The organism is Hathewaya massiliensis (genome assembly GCF_902143515.1).
In the GTDB taxonomy this organism is placed as follows: Bacteria; Bacillota; Clostridia; order Clostridiales; family Clostridiaceae; genus Hathewaya; species Hathewaya massiliensis.
This window is the reverse complement of the sequence record NZ_CABFVD010000001.1, coordinates 822,088-844,719: the sequence shown is the minus strand read 5'-3', so window position 1 is coordinate 844,719 and position 22,632 is coordinate 822,088. Positions and strand designations below refer to the sequence as shown.

Here is a 22,632-nt window from a genome sequence, read left to right as displayed (position 1 = left end):
TTATATAAAAGGTGAAGTTATGATAAACATATACAATAAAGGCAGAGAATTAAGTAACTCCAAAAAAATAATTTTAATTTCAATTTGTGTTGCGCTAGCATCTCAAATGCATCTTTATTTTCTTCTTCCTAATTTTAGGGTTTCTGTTGCTATAATTTTATTTCCTTTATTTTTATATTACTTTAATGATGTTAGTACTGTTAAAACAGCGTTCTCAACTTCCTTTGCAGTTTACATATGGAGGCTTATAATATACTTTTTTACTAAAGGTGATGTTTCAAGCGTTGCTTTAGCATATTTCCCGGAAATTTTCTTTTATCTTTTCTATGGTATCTTTTTTTGGATTTTTAATAAAAAAAATAAGACTTTTGATTTAAATCAATTATTTTTAAATCTAGTTCTAACGGATTATTTAGCAAATATAGTTGAAGTTATATTTAGACAACCTTCTACTTTGTTAAATTTTAAAGTACATATAGGATTGGTAGCCGTAGCTTTATTAAGATCTTTTCTTATTTGGTTTATTTTAAAAGTTATTAAGCTGTATACAATGCTTTTAGTAAAGGAACAACATGAAGAAAGATATAGGAAATTGTTAATTTTAAGTTCTCAACTAAAGTCAGAAGTTTTTTGGATGGAAAAAAACATGCATCATATAGAGAGAACTATGACTGAGGCATATAAACTTTTCGAAAATATTAATTTAGAGAAAGAAAGAGAGACTTGGGCTGATTCAGCACTAACCATTGCTAAAGATATTCATGAAATAAAAAAGGAATATGCGCTAGTAGTTAGGGGTGTTAGGGAAATAACCTTTGATAAGTTTAAAAATGAAGGTATGTACTTTAAAGATATGATATACATATTAGAGAAAAGTATGAATGATGAAATAAGCAGAAGAGGAAAAGACATAAAATTAGAAATATCATATGAAGATAATTTTTACACAAAAAAACATTATTATCTCATGTCGGTTTTTAGAAATTTAATAACTAATTCAGTGGATGCTTATGGAAAAGATTTAAAGGAAAATAAAATAATTTTTAAACAAGAAATTAAGGATAACAAACATTTGTTTACTATTAAAGACAATGCATGTGGTATCAATGAGGAGGACTTAGAGTTTATATTCTCCCCAGGATATTCTACTAAAATAAACTATAATACTGGTGAAGTTAATAGAGGTATAGGTTTGAGCTTAGTTAAAGAAATAATCGAAGATGTTTTGGGTGGTAAAATATATGTTTATTCTAAGAAGGGAGAAGGAACTGAGTTTCAGATTTATTTAGACAAGGAGGATTTTGAAGATAAAAATGAAGATTTTCATAGTTGAAGATGATATAAATGTGGTAAGAATTTTAAAAATAATTATTGAGAATAAAGAATTAGGTGAAGTTGTAGGAAGTAGTTTAAATGGGATAGATGGATTAAAGCAGATTTCTATATTAAAGCCTGATATAGTAATTGTGGACTTGCTTATGCCAGGCAAAGATGGCATTACTCTTGTATCAGAGGCTAAAAAGATACTTCCGAACATTCAATTTATTATGTTGTCTCAAGTTACTAACAAAGAGATGGTAACAAAAGCTTATGAAAGTGGTATAGAATTTTATATAAATAAGCCTGTAAATGCCATAGAGGTTGAGAGGGTATTAAGAAATTTAATACAGTCAATTGAAATGAACAGAACTTTAAGTAAAATTCAAAGTATGTTTAATAGTAATGATACTGTAGTAGAATCTAATCCTATGCCTAAGGAAAAAGAACATATAGGCAAACTTAAATTGTTAATGCAGAGAGTAGGTATAATGGGGGAAATAGGAAGCGATGATATTATTAATATAGTTGATTTTTTAATTTCTAATAATAAGAGTATGTCAGATTATACAATGAAAGAACTATGCTCTATGTTTTCGGATAACCCTAAGTCTGTGGAACAAAGAATAAGAAGAACTGCTAATGTAGGAATGATAAATCTTGCTAATCTAGGTTTAGAAGACTATATGAATGAGATATTTGTTGAATACTCTAATGGTTTATATAATTTTCAACAGATAAAAAAAGAAATGGATTATATAAGAGGCAAAAGCAAGATAAGGGGTAAAATAAGTATTAAGAAATTTATGAATGGCTTAGTTTTTTATTGTGAAAAGTAACAAAATGAAACAAATTAAAGTTTTCAAAAAATTTTTTCAAAATAAAATGAAACTTCATGTAATTTAGTGAAGTACATATTTTATACTCTATTTAATTAAAAAAATTGTGATTATGCATTAATCACAATTTTTTTATAAGAAACATCAATAATAAAAATTAAATTTTTAATCTTTAATGTTTTTAGGAAAATTCTATAAAGTTATAATGGATTAATTAATATTATTGTATTTAGATGTGTTGCAGCACAGCTAAATACTACTATTTGAATTTTTCCACATATATCATATCATATCAAAGTAAAGAAGTAAAGATAAAGTTAAATGTGAATTGTCGGAAAATTTGAATAAGTAACGGGCGCTGAGATAGAAGTTTCCTAAGGCAATAAAGAGATGAATAAACTGGAGGGATAGTAATATGTTTACTATTATTAAAGGTATAGGTTTATTAATCTTTACACTTGCTTTGTTTTCTGTATTTAGCTTGAAAATGCCTAAAGGGCAGAAAGCTATGTCAGGACTTGCTAATGCAGCTGTAGCAACTTTCCTTGTAGAAGCAATTCATAAGTATATTAGTGGTAATTTACTTCATGTTGATTTTCTAGGAACCGTTGGTGCAACTTCAGGGGGACTTGGAGGAGTAGCAGCAGTAATATTAGTGTCTATAAATATGGGTGTTAGCCCTGTATATGCAGTAGCTGCAGGTGTAGCTTTAGGTAATTATGGTATATTACCAGGATTTATTGCAGGTTATGTGGTAGGACTAATAGGACCAATTTTAGAGAAAAAGTTACCAGAAGGGTTAGATGTTATATTAGGAGCATTACTTTTAGCACCACTTGCTAGACTTATTGCTGTAGGAGTAAATCCTATTGTAAATGCAACTTTAATAAATATTGGACAAATGATTTCAGTTGCAGCTGAACAATCTCCTTTTGTTATGGGATTCCTACTTGGAGGAATAATGAAGATGATTTGTACTTCACCTTTAAGTTCAATGGCATTAACAGCAATGCTTGGACTTCAAGGACTTGCTATGGGTATATCGGCTATTGCATGTGTAGGTGGGTCTTTCACTAATGGTTTGATATTTCACAAACTAAAGCTTGGTGAAAGGAGTAATACTATAGCTGTTATGCTAGAACCTTTAACTCAAGCAGATATAGTAACTACCAATGCAATTCCAATATACTGTTCAAACTTCTTTGGAGGAGGACTTGCTGGTCTTGCAGCAGCTTATTTTAAGATTATAAACAATGCACCAGGAACAGCATCACCAATACCAGGTTTATTAGCACCTTTTGGGTTTAATAGTCCTAAAAATGTTATTATGGCTTTAATTTTTGCTATTATAGGTGGTTCCATAGCTGGTCTTGTTGGTGGTACTATATTTAAAGGTTTAAGAAATAAAGGAAAATTAGAAAATAAAACTAATGAGAATGTTGCTTAATATTTAACTAATTAAAGTTCCTATTATAAATAGGGACTTTTAATTTTGGTATTAGTTAGACATGGAAATGGTTTTTTGTTATGATAGAATAGATTAAATTTATATATTAAAGGAGAACATTTATGGAAAAAAAAGTTTTAGCAAGAGTTAATGGTGCAGAGATAACTGATATGGATATAAACTTATTAATAAGAAGCTTGGACCCTCAAGTTGCTATGCAATTTTATTCACCAGAAGGACAAGAGAGATTATTAGAAGAGTTGATAAACCAAGAGTTATTTTATACTGAAGCAGTAGAAAATAAGTTTTCTGAAGAAGAAGAATTTAAAGCAGAATTAGAGAAAATGAAAAAATCAGCTTTAAAACAATATGCTCTAAGAAAAGTTTTAGCAGAAGCTGTAGTTACACCAGAAGAGGTAGAGAACTTCTATAACTCTCATAAAGATGACTACAATAAACCAGAAGAAGTTAGAGCAAGCCACATCCTAGTACAAACTGAAGAAGAAGCTAAAGATATTATAAATAAAATAAATGCAGGTACATCTTTTGAAGATGCAGCAAAAGAACATTCAAGTTGTCCATCTAGTAGTGCAGGAGGAGATTTAGGTGCATTTACAAGAGGAAGAATGGTTCCTGAATTTGAAGAAGCTGCGTTTAAAATGGAAATCGGAGAAATAAGTGAACCTGTTCAAACTCAATTTGGATATCACATAATAAAGGTAACAGAAAAAACTCCATCAGGAGTTATGAGTTTTGAAGAAGTTAAACCACAAGTAGAAAGCACAGTATTATCTATAAAACAACAAGATAAGTATTTAGAAAAAGCTAAAGAACTTAAAGGTAAATATACAGTTGAAATAATTAAATAGTAGTATTATAATCATATAAAAATAGCACTTAATTTTAAATTAGGTGCTATTTTTATATAATAAACAAAGTATAAGCTTTAGGAGCACTCTTTATTCCTACGAAGTTTATAAATCCTTATCTAGGAACTTAGTTACTCTTTTCTATGCTTTTGAAGAGAAAGGAAGTATTAGAGCGAATAGTTATTGGATAAATTATATTTACAGGAGAGTTTTATGAAAAAATACTTATTATTGAAGATGAAAAAAAGTTAGCTGACATAATGAAGTTGTATCTTGAAAGAGAAAATTATGAAGTATGTGAAGCTTTTGACGGAGAAGAAGCACTAGATTTAATTCAGGATAAAACATATGACTTAATTATATTAGATGTTATGATGCCCAAGATTGATGGCTGGTCATTGCTCAGAAAAATAAAAAAAACTCATAAAAACACTCCCGTAATAATGACTACAGCTAGAGGTGAAGAAGAGGATAGAATTTTTGGCTTAGAACTTGGGGCAGATGATTATATGGTAAAACCTTTAAGTATGAAAGAACTTATTTTAAGGGTAAAACTTAGGATGAGACATTATATTGCTAGTGGAGACGAAGACAAAATATCTCTAGGTAATCTTCATATAGATAAGAAGAAAAGAGAGGTAATTGAAAACAAAAACATAATAAGTTTAACTCCTAAGGAATTTGATTTACTAATTTTTCTTATTGAAAATGCAAATATAGTATTTAAAAGAGATAATTTATTGAATAAAGTATGGGAATATGATTTTGAAGGTGATACAAGAACCGTAGATACTCATGTTAAAAACTTAAGAGAAAAACTAGGATTTTGTATAGAAAATTTAAAAACTATTTGGGGAGTAGGATATAAATTTGAAATAGAGAAAGAAGATAATTATGAAAAAGATTAAATTTAAATTATTAAGATATTTTTTGTTTATTATAGTTTTAACTGTTTTAATAGGGTTTTTATTAAGTAGTGCCTTCTTAAGTAAATATTATATTATGAATCAGTATAAAGAATTAAAGGATGCTTCTGAAGAAGTTTATACTATGCTTAAAAGTGGAGAAGAACAAAATATAGCATATAGGTCTTTTATAATCACAAAGGATGGAGAAATTATATATTTAAATAAAAAAGCACATAAAAACTTAATGGAAGGTGGAAATTTTAAAGGAAAAATACCTTATATATTAAATTATAAACAAGGAGAGTTTAAAGATAAAAATAATAATGCCGTACTTTTTTATAATAAGACATCGGAATTAGGAAATATAGTAGTTTTAAAGGATAAAGCTCCTGTTAATGATTATATTAAAATTTTAAATTTAGTTTTAGCTATAGTCTTATTTATGGGGGTACTTATAAGTTTTCCTATAGCCTATTATTTAGGTAAAAAATTCACAAAGCCTATAGTTGTTTTAAAAGATTATGCAGAAGAGGTTAGTAATGAAAATTTTGATTCTTTAAAAGTTAATAAAGATGTTGAATTAGAAGATAATGAAATAGGTGAACTTTGGAAGAGCTTAAATAAGATGATGAAAAAGTTAGAGTATAAAAATAGGATGCAAAAAGAATTTATAGCAAATGTATCCCATGATTTTAAAACACCATTAAGCATAATTCGAAATTATAGTGAAGGTATAGAGGATGGGATTTTTAGTAATGAGGATACAAAAAAATATTCTAGATATATTATTGGGGAAGTAGATAGGTTAAATCTACTGGTTAAAGATGTACTTCAGCTTTCTAAATATCAAGCTGGCGAGGTAGAAATAAGTAAGGAAAATATAAATTTAAAGGACTTGCTGAGTGAAGTTTTTAAAAGGTGTAAGCCAATTATAGAAAAAGAAGGACTAAGATTTATATTGAATGTTGAAGTATGGAATAAAGAAGTATATATAAAAGGAGATAAGAGTGCTTTAACTAGGGTTTTAGAAAACTTCATAACTAATAGTATAAAGTTTTCTAACGAGGGAGGAGCAATAGTTTTGGGAGCTTCTTTTATAAAAGACACCTTAAATGATAAGGTTAAAGTTTATGTAAAAGATAAAGGTATAGGAATAAATGAAGAAATGCTAAAGGATATATGGAATAGATATTATAAGCATTCTAAAAAAGGAGGTATGGGATTAGGATTACCTATTAGTGCTGAAATTTTAAAATTGCATGGATTCGAATATGGAGTAGAGAGTAAAGTGAATGAAGGATCAGAATTTTATTTTATAGCATGTAGTGAAGTTTTCACAAATTCATCACAATTATAACAAAACTTCATCAAAAATTTTATTTAATATATAACTACAATATAAATAAAGGCTATGTTAGAGAAAAACAAAAATGAAGAAATTCTAAAAACTTGTCCATATATGATTATGTAAATATCATATGGACAAAAGTATCTAACAAAGCTTAAATAAAAATAAATTTGGAGGGATATATTATGATGAATAAGAAAATAAAATTATTAGTTGGTGCTTTAGCTATAACAGTTATGACAGGAATAGGGGCAAATGTTTATGCAGATACCAATTCAAAAGATTCTAATAAAACTAACAATGCAGTAGTTAATAATGTTAATAAGAATAAAGAAAATGGTAATGGATTTAGAAAAGTTATAGGGAAACGCGGTTTTGATTTTGCAAAGGATATTTTAATTAAAGAGTATAAGGTAAGTGAGGCTGAGATTACTAAAACTTTAAATGAAGGCAAAAATTTAAAAGATTTAATGAAGGGAAAAAATATATCTGAAGAAGATTTTAGAAAAAAAGTATTAGCTGCTAAAGAGAAAGCTATAGATGAAGCAGTAAAGGCTGGGAAACTAGACAGTGAAAAAGCTAAGGAGATAAAAGAAAGGATGAAGGAAAACTTCAATAATGGAGGCAATAAAGGAGAAAACAAAGGAAAAGGACACTTTAAAGGTAATGGTGAACATAGGGGAACAGGAAAAGGAAATAAATCCTGTACTATGTAATTTATTAATACAATTATCTAATAGATACGAGGTAAATAATTACTGAGGTAAATATTATAGGGTTACTTCCCTTGAATAAAGTGTATGTAGGGTATATAATTTCTTTATATAATATACTTCACAAGGGTAAAAGTGTAATCACAATCAAAGGGGGAAGTAACCAATGTTAAAAACTATAAAGAAAAATTTAGATGCTATAGAAGCAATGAACTTTTTCTGGCAAGCAGCTAGTGAGAAAGAGAATGTAGCAGAACAGTTTTTTCACGATGTAGGTCAAATGCCAGCTATGACTTGTATATATGATGAAGAGTTTAATGAAGAATCTGTTAGAAGAACTTTAAGTGCAATAAAAAATAGAGAACCACTTACAGGAAATAAGAAGGAAAAAAGATTTTGGAACTATAACATGTGGATAATGGAAGACATGGAATACAAAGATGCCATGATAAAACCTGTTAAGAAATTAAACTTAGACTGTTTAGTTGAAAAGTTACAAAACTGTGAGGGTGCAGAAAAATATGAAGAATTAGAAGTTATTTTCTCACCAATGCATATGGATGAATATGTTATAAAAGAAAACAGACTATTAATAAACTTTTTTATGGTTAAACCAAGCCTAATAGATGATAGTGTAACAATACAAGATAAAGAAATAAACCAGTATGTAGAAGAAAAATTAAAAGAACTTTTAAGTAAATAAATATTAATAGCTATTGTATAAAAATAAAAGCTCTAGGGTTGTCCTAGAGCTTTTAACTAATTTTCTTCACTTTTAGTTTCTTCTATTTCGCTATCTATATTTTCAGTATTACAAAATTCTTCATCGCAAGGAGAGTACTCTTCTTCTTTTGGTTGTTCAGCTCCACACTTTGAACAAAATTTAGTGTCTTCTGAAATTTCAATTCCACAAGTCGCACAGGTTCTTACATTTCTAAGTTCAGAAATTTTTTCTTTCATTTCTGAAATATTATTATGGTGTCCTTTTATGTTCTCACAAACAGGTACTAAATCAGGATCTATATAAACATTATTATCAAATTTTTCAAATATAGATTTACCGATTTCCCTATATAATTCTTCTATCTTTCCTTCTTCTGAAGATATGGACATATTTAATTTTGAAACTTGAACTAATTCATTAGATTTTTTAGCTACTGTGTTTGCACCTTCTTTTGTAGCTTTTAATACAGTTTCAGCAGCATCTTTAGCAGATACTGAAATTTTAGAAAAAGCATCTTTTAATTCCTCTTTTTTAAATAGTGCCATGATATCTCACTCCTCTAAAAATTTATATTAAATTTATATTATTAACATATTATAGCATAAACAATTAGGGAATTTATATAACTATCTTTAAATAATTAAAATTTATTTTAAAATAATTAAATTTTGTTTTAAATTTAAGTTTCCTTAGACATTTTTCTTTATATAGTGGTTATGTAATCACATATAATCAAGTTTTAGAAGTTCATTATTCACTAACATAGATAATTAAAAAAACAAAACTTTGTTAAAGAAATACTACAAAATTATTTATACTGTATTATAATTAATATGTATGTATAATTTAAATATGTGAAAAATATATTTTATGAAGTAATAATTATATTGAGCAGTATATTCTTGAATTTATGGTGGTGTAGAAGTTGGAAGAAAGAGATAAGAGTATAGGATTTTTTGATTCTGGGCTAGGGGGACTTAGTGTCCTTATGGAAGCTTTAAAAATAATGCCCAAAGAAAATTATATATATTTTGGAGACTCTAAAAATGCGCCGTATGGAACAAAGTCTGTTGAGGAAGTAAAAGAATTAACTTTTAAAGCTGTTGAATTTCTTAGAAGCAAGGAAGTAAAGGCCATAGTTATAGCTTGTAATACAGCTACTAGTTCTGCTATTTCTGATTTAAGAAAGGTATACATAGATATGCCTATAGTTGGCATAGAACCAGCAGTAAAACCAGCAGTAAAACTAGAGAGAAATGGTAAGATAATTATAATGGCAACTCCTATAACCCTGGCTCAAAAGAAATTTAAAGATTTATATGAGCAATATAAATCGGATACAGATATAGTTCCTCTACCTTGTCCTGAATTAGTTCAGTTTATTGAAAAAGGAGAAACTGAAAGCGAGGGAGTCTTAAAATATATAAGAGAAAAACTAGGTAAGTACGATAAAACAGAAATTGGAGCAGTAGTATTAGGTTGTACCCACTTTCCTTTTGTGGAGAATACAATAAAGAAAGTCCTTGGGGAAGAGGTTCCTGTAATTCATGGAGGTTATGGTACAGCAATGCAATTACAAAGAGTTCTACACTCTAAAGGGATTGAAAGAGTTTCAGAAAAGGGTGGCAAGGTGGAGATTTATAATTCTATAGAAGGAAACCTACCTATAGAACTAAGTAGAAAGCTTTTAAATTTAAAGTAACCAAAGTTAAAAGTGAATAAGTTAACACATCTTTATGCTTTTGAATAAATTACAGTAGACTAACTTTTAGAAATAAGGTGATTAAGCATGAAGGTGTTTTTATTTGGAAAAGATTTTAAGCCTAAAAAGGAAGAAACATTTGATAAAATTGAATTAAGAGAAAAATACAGAATAGAAGAGTTAATAATAAACAATCCAGGTAATAGTAATGAAATATATATAATTCATAATATGAAGATAATCAATAATGATTATAGAATAAACACTGAATTAAAAAAAGTTATATTTTTTTCTAGCAAGGATTTAAAAGAAAAACCTTATATAAGAGAAAAAAAGTTAAATGTTTATTTTAACTCTAAGGAGAATAACAAAGATATAATGGAATTAAAAGAATTGGATCTCCTAACATCTAAACATGATAATGCAGTAGAGATTTTAAAGGATGATTTTGTCATAATACTTCCAGGTGGAAGTTTTGGGATTACTTTTTTCAAACCATTAGAGGAAGTGAATTGTATAATAAAATTTGAAGTGCATTCAATAAAGGATAGCTAATTTAGCTATCCTTTATTTTAATCTCACTAAAACTATGGAGTAAAGATGATTCCTTATAGAGTTTATACTCTCTTTTAAAATGGTATATTTTGTGTTTTAGGTTGTTGTGTTATAATTATATTTGGGTATAATTATAATTATGAAATAAAGTTTAAAACAAGTGTTTAAAATTTTATTAAATAAAAGATATATTAATTAAAACATATATAAAATATAGTGTGAAAAACTTTACACTAACGAAATTTATTAGGGAGTGGATAATATGAAAAATCCTATAGTAACAATAAAGATGGAAAATGGAAAAACAATGAAAGTTGAATTATATCCAGAGGTAGCACCAAATACAGTTAAAAACTTCGTAAGCTTAGTTCAAAAAGGTTTTTATAATGGGTTAATATTTCACAGGGTTATCCCAGGATTTATGATTCAAGGTGGTTGTCCAGAAAAGACAGGTATGGGTGGCCCAGGACACTCTATAAAAGGTGAATTTACATCTAATGGATTTAAAAATGACCTTAAACATACAGAAGGCGTGATTTCTATGGCAAGAACTATGGATCCTAATTCTGCAGGAAGTCAATTCTTCATTATGGTAGCTAATTCACCTCATCTAGATAATAATTATGCAGCTTTTGGTAAGGTTACAGAAGGACTAGAAGTAGCTAAAGAAATAGTTTCAGTAAAGAGAGATAGAAGTGATAGACCATATGAGGATCAAGTAATGCAAGAAGTTACTGTGGAGACTTTTGGTGAGGAGTATGGAGAACCAGAAAAAATTTCTTAAAGGAGAAATGATTTATATGAATATGGAGAAAGAGATTATTGTCTTTGGCTTTAATGAAGCTCAAAAGGATAAGCTTTCTAAGATATGTAGTGATTATGATGCTATTATTAAAATAGTGGAGAAGGATAATGTAGGAAATAAAATAGATGATATTATAAATGGAAATATAGCAAGTGCTCCAGTTAATGAGGAAGAATTCAATGCTTTTAAAGATGAAAAGCTTATATTGTTCCACAACTTTGGAGATGAAGAGTTAAATAAAATAATAAAGGATATAAGAATTAATAAGGAGCTTAGCTGTATATTAGCAGTAGTTACTCCAACTTCTATAGAGTGGGAGTTTAAGTATCTATTAGAGCACCTTGTAGAAGAAAGAGAATGGTTTAAGAAAAACAACAAGTAGTTAACATATATTCGAGGTGATAATATATGCAAAACAGAGTAGGAAGTAAGATATTATCTATAAGAGAAAAAAATAAACTAAGTCAAAAGCAACTTGCAAAGAAATTGGGAGTTTCAGAGAGCTTTATAAAAGATGTAGAACTAGGTAAAAAAATATTAAATGAAGCCTTAATAAATAAACTAACTAAACTCTTCAAAGAGGATATGCAAGAAGACTACATTAATGTTGAAGCAGGATTTGAAGATAATGAGCCTATAAAAGAATCTCCTACAGAAGCTTTAAAAAAGGTCAATGAAGTTTGGTCAGATGCTTTTAGTTCAGTTATAAAGAAGGTGCCTATCTATGATTATTCTATGAAAAAACCTTTAGGGTCTATTGATATGCCAGTAATGTCTAATAAAATAGAAGGTTTTAGCGTAGATAAGGTAATGTTCTTAAAGATAGAAGAAGATGAAATGCTTAGTATGAGGATTCATAGTGGTGACTTAGCATTTTCCTTTGTAACTTCAGAGATACAAAACAACGGAATTTATCTAGTGGAGTATGGAAATGAAAGAGCGGTTAGACAAATTAGAAATCTAGACCATGAAAAACTTTTATTAATAAGTCACAGAGGAAAATTGACGACAGATTCTGTTAACAAAAAAGAAGTAAAGGTTTTAGCTAAATTAATATGGCTTAAAGTTCAATTATAAAAAAGAGAGAAGTACTAAGTAAAAGAGTACTTCTCTCTTTTTGTATGCTCTAGAATTAGTGTAATCTCAAAGATTAAATCCTAATCTGAGTTAAAAATGTACGCCATTTTTAAAATCAGTAAACTTGAGGGCAATGTAGACATAGTATAAATATAATATTAATTTTAAGGGTGATTTATATAGAAAATTCAGGTGCATTTTTAAATTTGCTAAATAGAATTCCAGAAGGAATAAGAAATAAACTTCTTCAATATGAAAAGGAGGGTATTAGTAATTTAGAGTTAGTTGTTTTAATAAATGGAGATAACAAAGTTGTAGCAGATAAAATTCAAAAACTTAATGGAACTTTTAAATACTTAGGTTATGGTTTTGGGATTATAAATATTTCTATTAAAAATTTAGATGATATAAGCAAGATAAATGAAATTATATATGTAGAACTACCTAAAACTTTATATACTAGTTTTTCTATAAGTAATAAGGCTTCTTGTGTAGATGAAGTTTGGAATTCTTATAATCTTTCAGGAAAAGGTGTTTTGGTTGGCTTTATAGATTCAGGCATAGACTATACCCACCCTGCCTTTAGAGATTTAGAGGGAAAGACTAGAATAAAATATATATATGATGTTAATGGAAGTAAAGTTTGGAATGAAGCTGATATCAACAGGGCATTAGAAAGTAGCAATCCTTATAGTATTGTTACTCAAAGAGATGATATTGGGCACGGAACCCATGTAGCTGGCATTGCTTGTGGAGGAGGGAAAATTGATAAAAGGTATTATGGACCTGCGTATGAGAGCTCTATTGCTATGGTTAAAATGACTAGGGAAGGAAAGGTGAATTACTCTAAGAGTACTCAGCTTATGGAGGGCATAAAATTTTTAATTGATAGGAGTAAAGAGCTTAATATGCCTCTTGTATTAAATTTAAGCTTTAGCACTAATGATGGAGCACATGACGGGAATAGTCTTTTAGAACTTTATATAAGAACCATAAATAGTTTAGAGAGAATAAGTTTTGTAATTGCGGCTGGAAATGAGGGAGATGCGGGACATCATGTTGGAGGGGATTTAGGAAATAATAAAATACAGTTTAATATTGATGCAGAAGAGCCCCTGATAAAGTTACAGTTATATAAAGATTTTACTAATGATATAAGTATAGAAATTAAAAACCCTGCAGGACTTAGTAGTGGGATTATAGATATAAGTAAGGGTGATTATTTTACGGGAAGATTAGGAGAGGACAACTATTATATATATAATTCAGGACCTACTTCCTTTAATATTAATGGAGAAATATTAATTATACTAGAAAATAATAGGAGATTTGTAACTTCAGGCACTTGGGAAATGAATTTAAATAATCTAAGTGATATTAAGGGAAATTATGATATTTGGCTTCCGATTTCTGAGGGCTTAGGGAGGAATACTAAGTTTTTAAACCCAGACCCTTATAATACTTTAGGTATACCAGGTACTGTTTCTAATGCAATTACTGTTGGAAGTTATAATAGTGTAACTAATAATATATCTACATTTTCGGGTAGGGGAAAGAGAAATGGCTTAAACCCAGTAAAACCTGATATAGTTGCCCCAGGAGAAAACATAGAGTCTTCTATACCAGGGGGAAGATTCGATAGTCTTTCAGGAACTTCCATGGCAACACCAGAGGTGACAGGAAGTGTTGCTTTGCTTACTGAATGGGGACTTGTAAAAGGTAATGATTCTAGTTTATATGGTGAAAGATTAAAATATTATGTTTTAAAAGGTGCTAAAAGAGATAGAAAGGATATTAATTATCCTAATTCACTATGGGGGTATGGAAATCTATGTCTTTATAATGCCTTTCAAATTTGGATTGGAGAGGGGAATTTAAGAATGAAAAGGGAAGTATTAAATAGGCAATCTTGTGGAAAAGAATATATAGATGAAAATTTTAATAGTTATATTGTGGAATATGATGGGGATATAGTAAAAGCATTAGCTAATAAGGATTATGGCTGTGCTTTTATTTTAGATGAAAATTATGCTGTAGTTTCTGTAAAAAGTGGAGAGGAGGGAAGGTTACAAAGGGAGGTACCTGAAATAATATATATGGAGAGGAATACCATATACACCTTAAATGATATTTCACCTTTAGAAAGCGCAAATATATCTAAATTTCATGAAAACCCTTTTTTAAACCTAACAGGTAGGGGGGTATTAATAGGTATGGTTGATACAGGAATAGATTATTTAAATTCTGATTTTATATATGAGGATGGCACATCTAAGATATTTAGCATATGGGATCAAACCATAAACACTGAAGGTGGGGAGAGAAATTTTGGTACCGAGTATAAAAGGGAGAAGATTAATGAGGCTATTAATGCTAAAAAGGCAGGTAAGGATCCCTATGCAATTGTTCCAAGTAAAGATGATATAGGTCATGGTACCAATATGGCAAGCTTAATTGCAGGTAGAACTAGTTTTATTGGAGCAGCACCGGATAGTGAAATTGTATGTGTAAAGTTAAAAAGAGCTAAAAAAATCACCTTAGAAAATCAAGGAATTTCTTCACAATTAAACTTTCAGGTGTATAGTAGTACAGATTTAATTTTAGGAATACGTTATCTTATATCAGTAGCTAAATCTCTTAATCAGCCTATGGTAATTTATATTCCATTAGGCACTAATATGGGTGCTCATGATGGGAGTTCTATTTTGGAGAGATATATAGATGAAATTTCTAAAACAAGAGGAGTTGTTGTAGTAACTTCTACAGGAAATGAAGGGGATAATAGTACCCATGCATCTGGTCAAATAAAGTATACAGGAGAAACTAGAACAGTAGAATTAAAAGTAGATGATGAGGAAAAGAATTTAACCTTTGAAGTATGGGTTAACAAACCAGATAAAGTTTCCCTAGGATTAGTATCTCCAAGTGGAGAGGTTATTGAGAAGATTCCTGCGAAACTTAAGGAAACTGAGGAGATTCAATTTGTATTTGAAGGAAGCCGTGTAAGTGTAACATACTATTTTCCAGAAGAGGCTACAGGGGATGAGCTTATTTTAGTTAATATACAAAATATTAGAGGAGGAATATGGTTAATTAGACTTACAGGGGATTCTATAGTTGATGGTACTTATAATATATGGCTTCCACAAAAGTCTTTAATAAAGCAAGAGACAAGGTTTATAAAGCCAGATAGTGATATTACTTTAACTATACCAAGTACAAGTAAAAATATAATAGCTACTTCTGTGTATAATCAAAATAACAATACCATGGTAGCTTTTTCAGGAAGAGGTTTTACAAGAGATGGCAGGATAAAGCCTGATTTAGCTACAGGAGGAGTTAGCGTTGCTACCTTAGGGAAAGGAAATAACTTAACAACAGTTACAGGAGGAAGCGTTGCTAGTGCTGTATTGGCAGGTGCAGTTGCTCTTTTACTACAATGGGGTATTGTAGATGGACGAGATAAAACTATGTATTCTACTAAAATAAGAACTTATTTAATAAGAGGTACAAGCAAAAGACCAGGTGATATATATCCAAATAAAGAATGGGGATATGGAAAGTTAGATTTAGAAGGAGTATTTCAAAATATGAGAAGCTTGGATATGGAATATAGTAAAGAAAATAGTGAAAGTATGTTTATAAATATACCACAGGAATTGTATAATCGTATATTAAATAATATAGAAACTATTTAATACTATATTAAACTAGAATTATTTTAATGATGGTTATTATAATATAGAAAAATCTATTTAGTAAATTTTAAATACTGAACTATTATTTATCTTATTCATATAATATTAATGAAATCATTTTTTTAAAGGAGATAAATATATGCCTTCAGGAAGATTAAAGGTAGGGGTTTTAAAGGGAAGTAGCTTTTCACCGGTTCAAGAAGCTAAAGTTACTATAAGAAAAGTACCAGAGCCGGGAGAAGTAACAAAAGAAATGGTGGTTAATACTAATATATCTGGACAAACTCCAGAAGTAGAACTGCCAGCACCACCCCTAGAATATTCTATGAATCCATCTACAAAGTTACCTTATAGTTTGTATAATGTTCAAATTGAAAGAGAGGGATATAATCCTCTTTTAGTTGAAGGTGTTCAGGTGTTTCCAGAAGAACTTGCTATTCAAAATAGCAACCTTACACAAAAGGGTACTGGAGTTACAAGGCAGGAAGAAGTAATAACCATAGGTCCTAATAGGTTGGTGGGAAATTATCCCCCTAAAATACCAGAAAATCCAGAAAAGCCACTTCCACCACCACCAAGTGGTTTTGTAGTATTACCAGAACCAGTTATACCTGAGTTTGTAGTTGTACATCAAGGAGTTCCAGATGATCCAACGGCACCTAATTACACAGTGAGATTTAATGATTATATAAAGAATGTAGCTTCTTGTGAAATATTTTCTACATGGTCAGAAAATACAATTAGAGCCAATGTATATTGTATTTTATCTTTTACTCTTAATAGAATTTACACTGAGTGGTATAGAGGAAAAGGCAAAAATTTTGATGTTACTAGTTCTACAGCTTATGATCATGCTTTTATGTATGGAAGAAATATATATGATAATATAAGTCGGGTAGTAGATCAGATATTTTCAACCTACGTAAAGAGGTTTGGTGCAAAGCAACCATTACTTACGCAATATTGTGATGGAGTAAAAGTTAAGTGCCCTGGTTGGCTTACTCAATGGGGAAGTAAATATTTAGGAGATGAAGGAAAGGCCCCTTATGACATTTTAACTAGTTTCTATGGAAGTGATATTGAGCTTACAACAGCTAAGAAGGTTTCAGGAATACCTACGTCTTATCCAGGATATACATTAGGTATAGGAAGTTCAGGTATTCCAGTGAGAACAGTTCAAACTTACTTAAATAGGATATCAGATAATTTCCCAGCTATACCAAAGGTTAGGGTGGATGGAGTTTATGGAGAATCTACAGCAAACTCTGTAAAAGCATTTCAAAGTATATTTGGGTTACCACAAACGGGTACAGTAGGATATGATACTTGGTATAAGATATCAGATATTTATGTGGCAGTAACGAAAATAGCAGAACTTAGGGATTGTAAAGGAGATAAAAAAATATTTATGCCGCATAGACCTTACTCCAATGTAAATGATTTCCCAAAAGTGGAGTATTTCGATGATATAGAATAGTAGTAAGTTATAGATAATAAGTAATAAGTAAGGAGCTATCCCTTAGTTGGGATAGCTCCTTATATTAATAGTATTTTTTGCAGTTTTTATTTTCTTGTACGTCAACTAAAGCTTCTCCAAATCTTTGGAAATGAACGACCTCTCTTTGTCTTAAAAACCTAAGGACTTCTTTTACCTCTACATCATCAGTTAGATGTATTAAATGCTCATATGTTGCCCTAGCCTTTTCTTCTGCTGCCATATCTTCATGAAGGTCTGTAACTGGATCTGCATGAGCTTGTATATATGCAGCAGTCCAAGGTACTCCATTGGCATCTGATGGATATAAAGCTTTTCCGTGTTGAGCATAATGAGCTCCGAGTCCAGCTGCTTCTAACTCACGTGGAGTGGCATCCTTAGTTAATTGGTATATCATGGTAGCTATCATCTCAACGTGTGCTAATTCTTCTGTACCTATGTCTGTTAAAAGGGCTTTTGCCTTTCCAGTTGGCATAGTGTATCTTTGATTTAAGTATCTAATAGCCGCACTTAGTTCCCCATCAGGTCCACCATATTGAGTTACAAGGTATTTTGCCATTCTTAAATCTTTACATTTTATATTAATGGGATGTTGAATCTTTTTTTCGTAAAGCCACATAAATAATTCCTCCTAGTATATTATTCAGTATAGTAATTTATCTTTATTCCCAAGGCCAAGGTTCATCAATCCATTGCCAAGGATATTTACTAGGTGCAAAACCAAAGTTTACTAAAGGTCCATGTTTTCTTTCGTATGCATTTCTTACTTTCATTAATTCTACAGAATACATATTATATTGCATTAAAGCTTTTTCATTTTTAGGAAAGTTATCTAAATATAAATTAAGATCTACAAGAACAAAAGAGAGTTCTTGTATTTTTCTCATCATATCTTTCTTGCTCATATGATCATCCATCATACATTTATCCATCATACACTTATCCATATAGTTTCCTCCTTTTATTTATAAGGGTCATAAAGATTAGTAAAGAGAGTTCCTCTTTTTAGAGCCTCACATGGTGAATATAATTTTGCATAAGGTTGCTTAATTACATAAGCTTGTGCCAGTCTGTATTTTCCACAATGCATAGGACTACACATGTGGTCTTCTTCTTTTTTAGGCATACATTCTTTGTAATACTGAAATTGTAATTTATCCATTACTATACCTCCTTATTGGTTCATAGTAGTATATTATGAATAGCATAAAAAATGGTGAATATAATATTATTTAAGATTAATTAAATCCATAATAAGATAAAAAATTTTACTTTACATTTATGGATTAAAAGGGTAAAAAATAATAAAACTATATAGTTAAGATAAAAAATAAAAGTACGATAATATAAAGTAATAGAAAATTGGAGGTGTTACAATGAAGGGCACAGTAGTGGCAACTTGGATGAATACTTGCAAGAGGCTTTATGGGGAAGAATTGATTTCTGATGCCATGGAGAAAGGTGGTTGGACTAGGGATAAAATCTTTTCTCCAATAGAAAATGTTGATGATTCAAAGGTTAAAATAGTAGTAAATTATATAGCGAAAGAAAAGGGTATGAATACTGGTGAGCTTTGGAGAATTATTGGTGTTGACAATGTAAATTCCTTTTACTCAGACTTCCCAGCATTTTTTCAACATGAGAATTTATACTCATTTTTAAAGTCTATGTTTAATGTTCATGTAGTAATGACTAAAAAATTTAAAGGAGCTAAACCACCTTTACTTAATATAACTCCTATATCAAAGAGAGAAGCATATTTTAGTTATAGCTCATCAAGGGGAATGTTTGACTATTTTATGGGACTTTTAGAAGGTACAGCAAAACATTTTAAAGAAGATATCAAGACAGAAGAGGTAGAGAGAACATCTGATTTTTTAAAATTAAAAATAACCTTTAATAAGGATATATACTACAGAAAAAAATATACAATAAATAAAATCCTTTCACTAGGAGGGCTTATAAAAAATACTGGAATAAAAGCTGGTATACCTACGTTTATCTTCACTTTTTTGAGTAGTTTTCTTTTAAAAGTAGGAATAGTAAGTAGTATTATAATTTCTTTAACTAGTTTAATTTTAACTGTTCTAACAGGCTATTTAGTAAATAGACCTATTAATGATATTAAGGAAGTAATAGAAAAATTAAAGACTAATAACTATGTAGATGATTCGGAAATCTCTACAGGGGATGTTTATGAAGAAATATATAGTGAGCTTAAGGAATATAAAGGTGTTGTACAAGCTGATTTTGTTGGATTTAAAGGAATTACAGATGAGATGAATACCTTTGCAGATGGACTTCAAGGTATATCCAATTCTATGAATCATACCTCTGGAGAAATTTCAGGAGTAGTAGAACAGATGGCAGATTGTGCTGTAACACAAGCTGAAAGTACTGAAAATACAGCTTTAGTTCTAAATGGAAACATTAATAACCTTAAGAACATCGTAGATAATGAAAAAAGTAATAAGGCTGAATTAGAAGGGGCTTTAAATAAAATAAACACAAGCTATAATAGTTTAGAAAGTGTAAGTATAAAAATAAATGATACCTTAGGAGACTTCCAGGTACTCAGAAATCAAGGTATTAATTTAGAGGGTAAGGCAAAAGATATAACTAGTATTGTGTCTATAGTATCTCAAATATCTGAACAGACTAATCTTTTAGCATTAAATGCATCTATAGAAGCTGCAAGGGCAGGAGAACAAGGAAGAGGATTTGCTGTGGTAGCAGAAGAGGTTAGAAAACTAGCAGAACAAACAAAAACTGCAGTTGAAGAAATAAATTCAAACTTAGTTCAATTTGTTGAAGATATAAATGGATTAGTAGATAAAATAGGTGATCAATTCAATGTACTTAAAAAAGAAACAGAGGGCTTACAAATTGTGAAAGATAGTAGTTATGAGGCAACTATATCTATTGGAGAGGTTGCAGAAACTATGATAAACACAATAAATGAGTTAGATAAAGAGGCAGAATCCATAGCCACTATCTATGAAAGTATAGAGTCACTAGCAGCTATTGCAGAGGAGAACTCAGCTTCCTCAGAAGAGGTAAGTGCTAATGTCACTAGTTATACAAACGAAATTAAAAAATTAACAAATAACGTAGTAGAATTTAAAAAGATTACGGAAGATTTTAAGAAAGACTTAAGTAAATATAAAATTTAGCTTAATTTGACCTTAAATACCTATACAAAAGAAACCCTATAAAGTACAATAATTATAGGGTTTCTTTTATTATAAAATTTAGACAAATGAATATATGGAAATAAGGAATATATTATAACTTTTAGTTTTTAATAAAAAAATTTGGATAAAGGGTTAGATGTAGATGAAGGCAGCGTTAAAAGAAATGAAAACTATTGTGAGAAGTGAATGGAATAGTGTAATAAAAAGAATGGCTATATTAGTAAGTGTACCAATTATAAATATAATATATTTAATATTAAACAGAGAGCAAGAAAATACCTTAATAATTAAGATGAAAATAGATGATATTATTCAGTTTAATAAAATTTTTATAATTCCATATGTAGCTTGGTATGTGTACGTTGTATTATTCTTATTTTTATTATGTATATGGGATAAAAAAAGGTATTTTAGGGCAGTATTAAGTTTAAATGTAGGTATGCTAATAAGCTATGTAATCTTTTTTTTATTGCCAACCCATGTTCCAAGGCCTGAAGTGGTTGGGACAGATATTTTAAGCAAGATGGTGTTGTGGATATATTCTAATGATAATCCCTATAATTGTTTTCCCAGCATACATGTTATTAATACCATAATAATTAATTTTTTTGTATGTGCATCAGAGCAGTTTGGAAAGTGGACTAAAATCATTTGTACTTTAATAGGTATAAGTATAATAATGTCAACTTTATATATAAAACAACATTATTTTGCTGATGTTATATCAGGAGCTGTATTAGCCTTTGGAATATGTTATATATTTTCAAAAACTAATTTTCATAAACATATATAACTAGAATATTTATGTAAAAAGGAAATTTTATTTCAATATATTTTTAATTAGAACATATTATTTAAAGTGGTTTATCAGAAAGTTTTCATGTGAATTAATAAGACTTTCTAAGTTTCATAGGGATAGAAACTTAGAAAGTCTTATATATTTTTGTAAATAGCTATTTGTTTTTGTGACTTAAATTTAAACTCCTCTTAAATCAAATTCAGGTACAAAATCCTCTGTATTTGTTCCAGAATCTTGAATAAAAGCATTTTTAATTCCTAAGGATGAACAATAGTCAATTAAAGAGTCATAGAGCTTAGGGTTTAATACTTTATTTATCTCTTTAAATTGAGAAGCCTTATACATAGGTGTGTATTGATTCATAAGACTAATATAAACATTATGTCCAAAATTTTGGAAGATAAAATCTATTATCTTTTTAGAATCAAATAAAAGCCCAGGTAACATTAAATGCCTTATTATCATACCTTTTTTAATCATTCCATTTTCATCAAACTGAACAGATCCTACTTGACAATACATAAGTTTTATAGCTTCTGATGCTATTTTAAAATAATTAGGAGCATTAGAATATTTAATAGCATACTTATCATTGTAGTATTTAAGATCAGGTAAATAAACATCTATATATCCATCCAGTGCCTTTAAAGTATTTAAACTTTCATATCCATTTGAGTTGTACAAAATAGGTATATGTAAACCTCTTTCTTTCGCTATTTTAAGTGCTTCCTTAATTTGTAGCGCATAATGAGTAGGGGTAACAAGATTTATATTGTGAGCGCCTCTTTCTTGTTGTTCTAAGAAAATACCACTTAATCTCTGTATGGAGACTTCTTTACCTTTACCATTTTGGCTTATATGGTGATTTTGACAAAACACACATTTTAAATTGCAATTAGAAAAAAACACTGTTCCAGAACCATTTACGCCTGATACAGGAGGCTCTTCCCAAGGATGGAGCGAAACCCTTGCTAGCTTAATTTCATTACCTGCATTACATACACCAAGAGAAGTTTTATTTCTATTTACATTACAATCTCTAGGGCACATATGACATTGCTCTAAATATATCTTATTATTCATAAAATGTCCTTCTTTCGACTTAAGTTAAAATATCTTAGAATAATTTTATCAAGAGCATG

Annotated in this window: 22 protein-coding genes; 17 read left to right on the top strand and 5 right to left on the bottom strand. The window is 29.5% G+C overall.

Going from position 1 to position 22,632, the window contains the following annotated elements:
• Window positions 1–19: 19 nt before the first annotated feature.
• The 8 genes from FNZ64_RS03930 to FNZ64_RS03895 all read left to right on the top strand — a co-directional run bounded on the left by FNZ64_RS03930 (window position 20) and on the right by FNZ64_RS03895 (window position 8,144).
• On the top strand, window positions 20–1,333 hold the full coding sequence (locus FNZ64_RS03930; protein WP_142413549.1) for an ATP-binding protein: 1,314 nt from the start codon (window positions 20–22) through the stop codon (window positions 1,331–1,333).
• Window positions 1,314–2,156: a response regulator gene (locus FNZ64_RS03925; protein ID WP_142413548.1), complete on the top strand. Its 843-nt coding sequence runs from the start codon at window positions 1,314–1,316 to the stop codon at window positions 2,154–2,156. The genes FNZ64_RS03930 and FNZ64_RS03925 overlap by 20 nt, the downstream gene beginning before the upstream one ends.
• 415 nt (window positions 2,157–2,571) lie before the next feature.
• Window positions 2,572–3,603, top strand: coding sequence for a PTS sugar transporter subunit IIC (locus tag FNZ64_RS03920; protein ID WP_142413547.1), 1,032 nt, complete (start codon window positions 2,572–2,574; stop codon window positions 3,601–3,603).
• 122 nt (window positions 3,604–3,725) lie between these two features.
• A complete protein-coding gene (locus FNZ64_RS03915) occupies window positions 3,726–4,472 on the top strand; it encodes a peptidyl-prolyl cis-trans isomerase (RefSeq protein WP_142413546.1) in 747 nt (248 codons plus the stop codon).
• A gap of 191 nt (window positions 4,473–4,663) precedes the next feature.
• A complete protein-coding gene (locus FNZ64_RS03910) occupies window positions 4,664–5,380 on the top strand; it encodes a response regulator transcription factor (protein ID WP_341472623.1) in 717 nt (238 codons plus the stop codon).
• Window positions 5,367–6,737, top strand: a complete 1,371-nt coding sequence (locus FNZ64_RS03905) for a sensor histidine kinase (protein ID WP_142413544.1) — start codon at window positions 5,367–5,369, stop codon at window positions 6,735–6,737. Before FNZ64_RS03910 ends, FNZ64_RS03905 begins: the two co-directional genes overlap by 14 nt.
• A 176-nt stretch (window positions 6,738–6,913) precedes the next feature.
• Window positions 6,914–7,444, top strand: coding sequence for a hypothetical protein (locus tag FNZ64_RS03900; RefSeq protein ID WP_142413543.1), 531 nt, complete (start codon window positions 6,914–6,916; stop codon window positions 7,442–7,444).
• A 163-nt stretch (window positions 7,445–7,607) separates the two neighbouring features.
• Window positions 7,608–8,144, top strand: coding sequence for a TDE2712 family protein (locus FNZ64_RS03895; RefSeq protein WP_142413542.1), 537 nt, complete (start codon window positions 7,608–7,610; stop codon window positions 8,142–8,144).
• Between the two features lie 56 nt (window positions 8,145–8,200).
• Here the strand turns inward: FNZ64_RS03895 and FNZ64_RS03890 are convergent, their stop codons facing one another.
• On the bottom strand, window positions 8,201–8,710 hold the full coding sequence (locus tag FNZ64_RS03890) for a zinc ribbon domain-containing protein (protein ID WP_142413541.1): 510 nt from the start codon (window positions 8,708–8,710) through the stop codon (window positions 8,201–8,203).
• Between the two features lie 380 nt (window positions 8,711–9,090).
• Between FNZ64_RS03890 and murI the strand changes: the two genes are divergently transcribed.
• From murI to FNZ64_RS03855, 7 genes are all read left to right on the top strand, one after another.
• Window positions 9,091–9,867, top strand: coding sequence for a glutamate racemase (gene murI, locus FNZ64_RS03885; protein ID WP_142413540.1), 777 nt, complete (start codon window positions 9,091–9,093; stop codon window positions 9,865–9,867).
• A gap of 87 nt (window positions 9,868–9,954) precedes the next feature.
• Window positions 9,955–10,422, top strand: coding sequence for a hypothetical protein (locus FNZ64_RS03880; protein WP_142413539.1), 468 nt, complete (start codon window positions 9,955–9,957; stop codon window positions 10,420–10,422).
• Between the two features lie 262 nt (window positions 10,423–10,684).
• Complete coding sequence (locus FNZ64_RS03875) at window positions 10,685–11,206, top strand: peptidylprolyl isomerase (RefSeq protein ID WP_142413538.1); 522 nt, start codon at window positions 10,685–10,687, stop codon at window positions 11,204–11,206.
• Complete coding sequence (locus tag FNZ64_RS03870; protein ID WP_142413537.1) at window positions 11,181–11,609, top strand: DUF3783 domain-containing protein; 429 nt, start codon at window positions 11,181–11,183, stop codon at window positions 11,607–11,609. The genes FNZ64_RS03875 and FNZ64_RS03870 overlap by 26 nt, the downstream gene beginning before the upstream one ends.
• A 26-nt stretch (window positions 11,610–11,635) precedes the next feature.
• Window positions 11,636–12,304 carry a helix-turn-helix domain-containing protein gene (locus tag FNZ64_RS03865; RefSeq protein ID WP_142413536.1) on the top strand — a complete coding sequence of 223 codons (669 nt, stop codon included), beginning with the start codon at window positions 11,636–11,638 and terminating at the stop codon, window positions 12,302–12,304.
• 170 nt (window positions 12,305–12,474) lie between these two features.
• Entirely contained in the window at window positions 12,475–16,002 is a 3,528-nt protein-coding gene (locus tag FNZ64_RS03860) for a S8 family serine peptidase (RefSeq protein ID WP_479723883.1), read from the top strand.
• A gap of 139 nt (window positions 16,003–16,141) precedes the next feature.
• Window positions 16,142–17,479, top strand: coding sequence for a peptidoglycan-binding domain-containing protein (locus FNZ64_RS03855; protein ID WP_142413535.1), 1,338 nt, complete (start codon window positions 16,142–16,144; stop codon window positions 17,477–17,479).
• A gap of 64 nt (window positions 17,480–17,543) precedes the next feature.
• Here FNZ64_RS03855 and FNZ64_RS03850 read toward each other — a convergent pair whose 3' ends face one another.
• The 3 genes from FNZ64_RS03850 to FNZ64_RS03840 are packed head-to-tail and all read right to left on the bottom strand — an operon-like array spanning window position 17,544 to window position 18,659.
• Complete coding sequence (locus FNZ64_RS03850; RefSeq protein ID WP_142413534.1) at window positions 17,544–18,116, bottom strand: manganese catalase family protein; 573 nt, start codon at window positions 18,114–18,116, stop codon at window positions 17,544–17,546.
• 43 nt (window positions 18,117–18,159) lie between these two features.
• Complete coding sequence (locus tag FNZ64_RS03845; protein WP_423244924.1) at window positions 18,160–18,444, bottom strand: spore coat protein CotJB; 285 nt, start codon at window positions 18,442–18,444, stop codon at window positions 18,160–18,162.
• A 14-nt stretch (window positions 18,445–18,458) separates the two neighbouring features.
• Window positions 18,459–18,659: a spore coat associated protein CotJA gene (locus tag FNZ64_RS03840; RefSeq protein WP_243129182.1), complete on the bottom strand. Its 201-nt coding sequence runs from the start codon at window positions 18,657–18,659 to the stop codon at window positions 18,459–18,461.
• Window positions 18,660–18,873: 214 nt separating this feature from the next.
• On the opposite strand from FNZ64_RS03840, the gene FNZ64_RS03835 reads away from it, so the two are divergent.
• A complete protein-coding gene (locus tag FNZ64_RS03835) occupies window positions 18,874–20,670 on the top strand; it encodes a heme NO-binding domain-containing protein (RefSeq protein WP_142413533.1) in 1,797 nt (598 codons plus the stop codon).
• Window positions 20,671–20,833: 163 nt separating this feature from the next.
• Entirely contained in the window at window positions 20,834–21,484 is a 651-nt protein-coding gene (locus FNZ64_RS03830; protein WP_142413532.1) for a phosphatase PAP2 family protein, read from the top strand.
• A 183-nt stretch (window positions 21,485–21,667) separates the two neighbouring features.
• On the opposite strand, the gene FNZ64_RS03825 is transcribed toward FNZ64_RS03830, so the two are convergent.
• A complete protein-coding gene (locus FNZ64_RS03825) occupies window positions 21,668–22,573 on the bottom strand; it encodes a radical SAM protein (protein ID WP_142413531.1) in 906 nt (301 codons plus the stop codon).
• Between the last annotated feature and the right edge of the window lie 59 nt (window positions 22,574–22,632).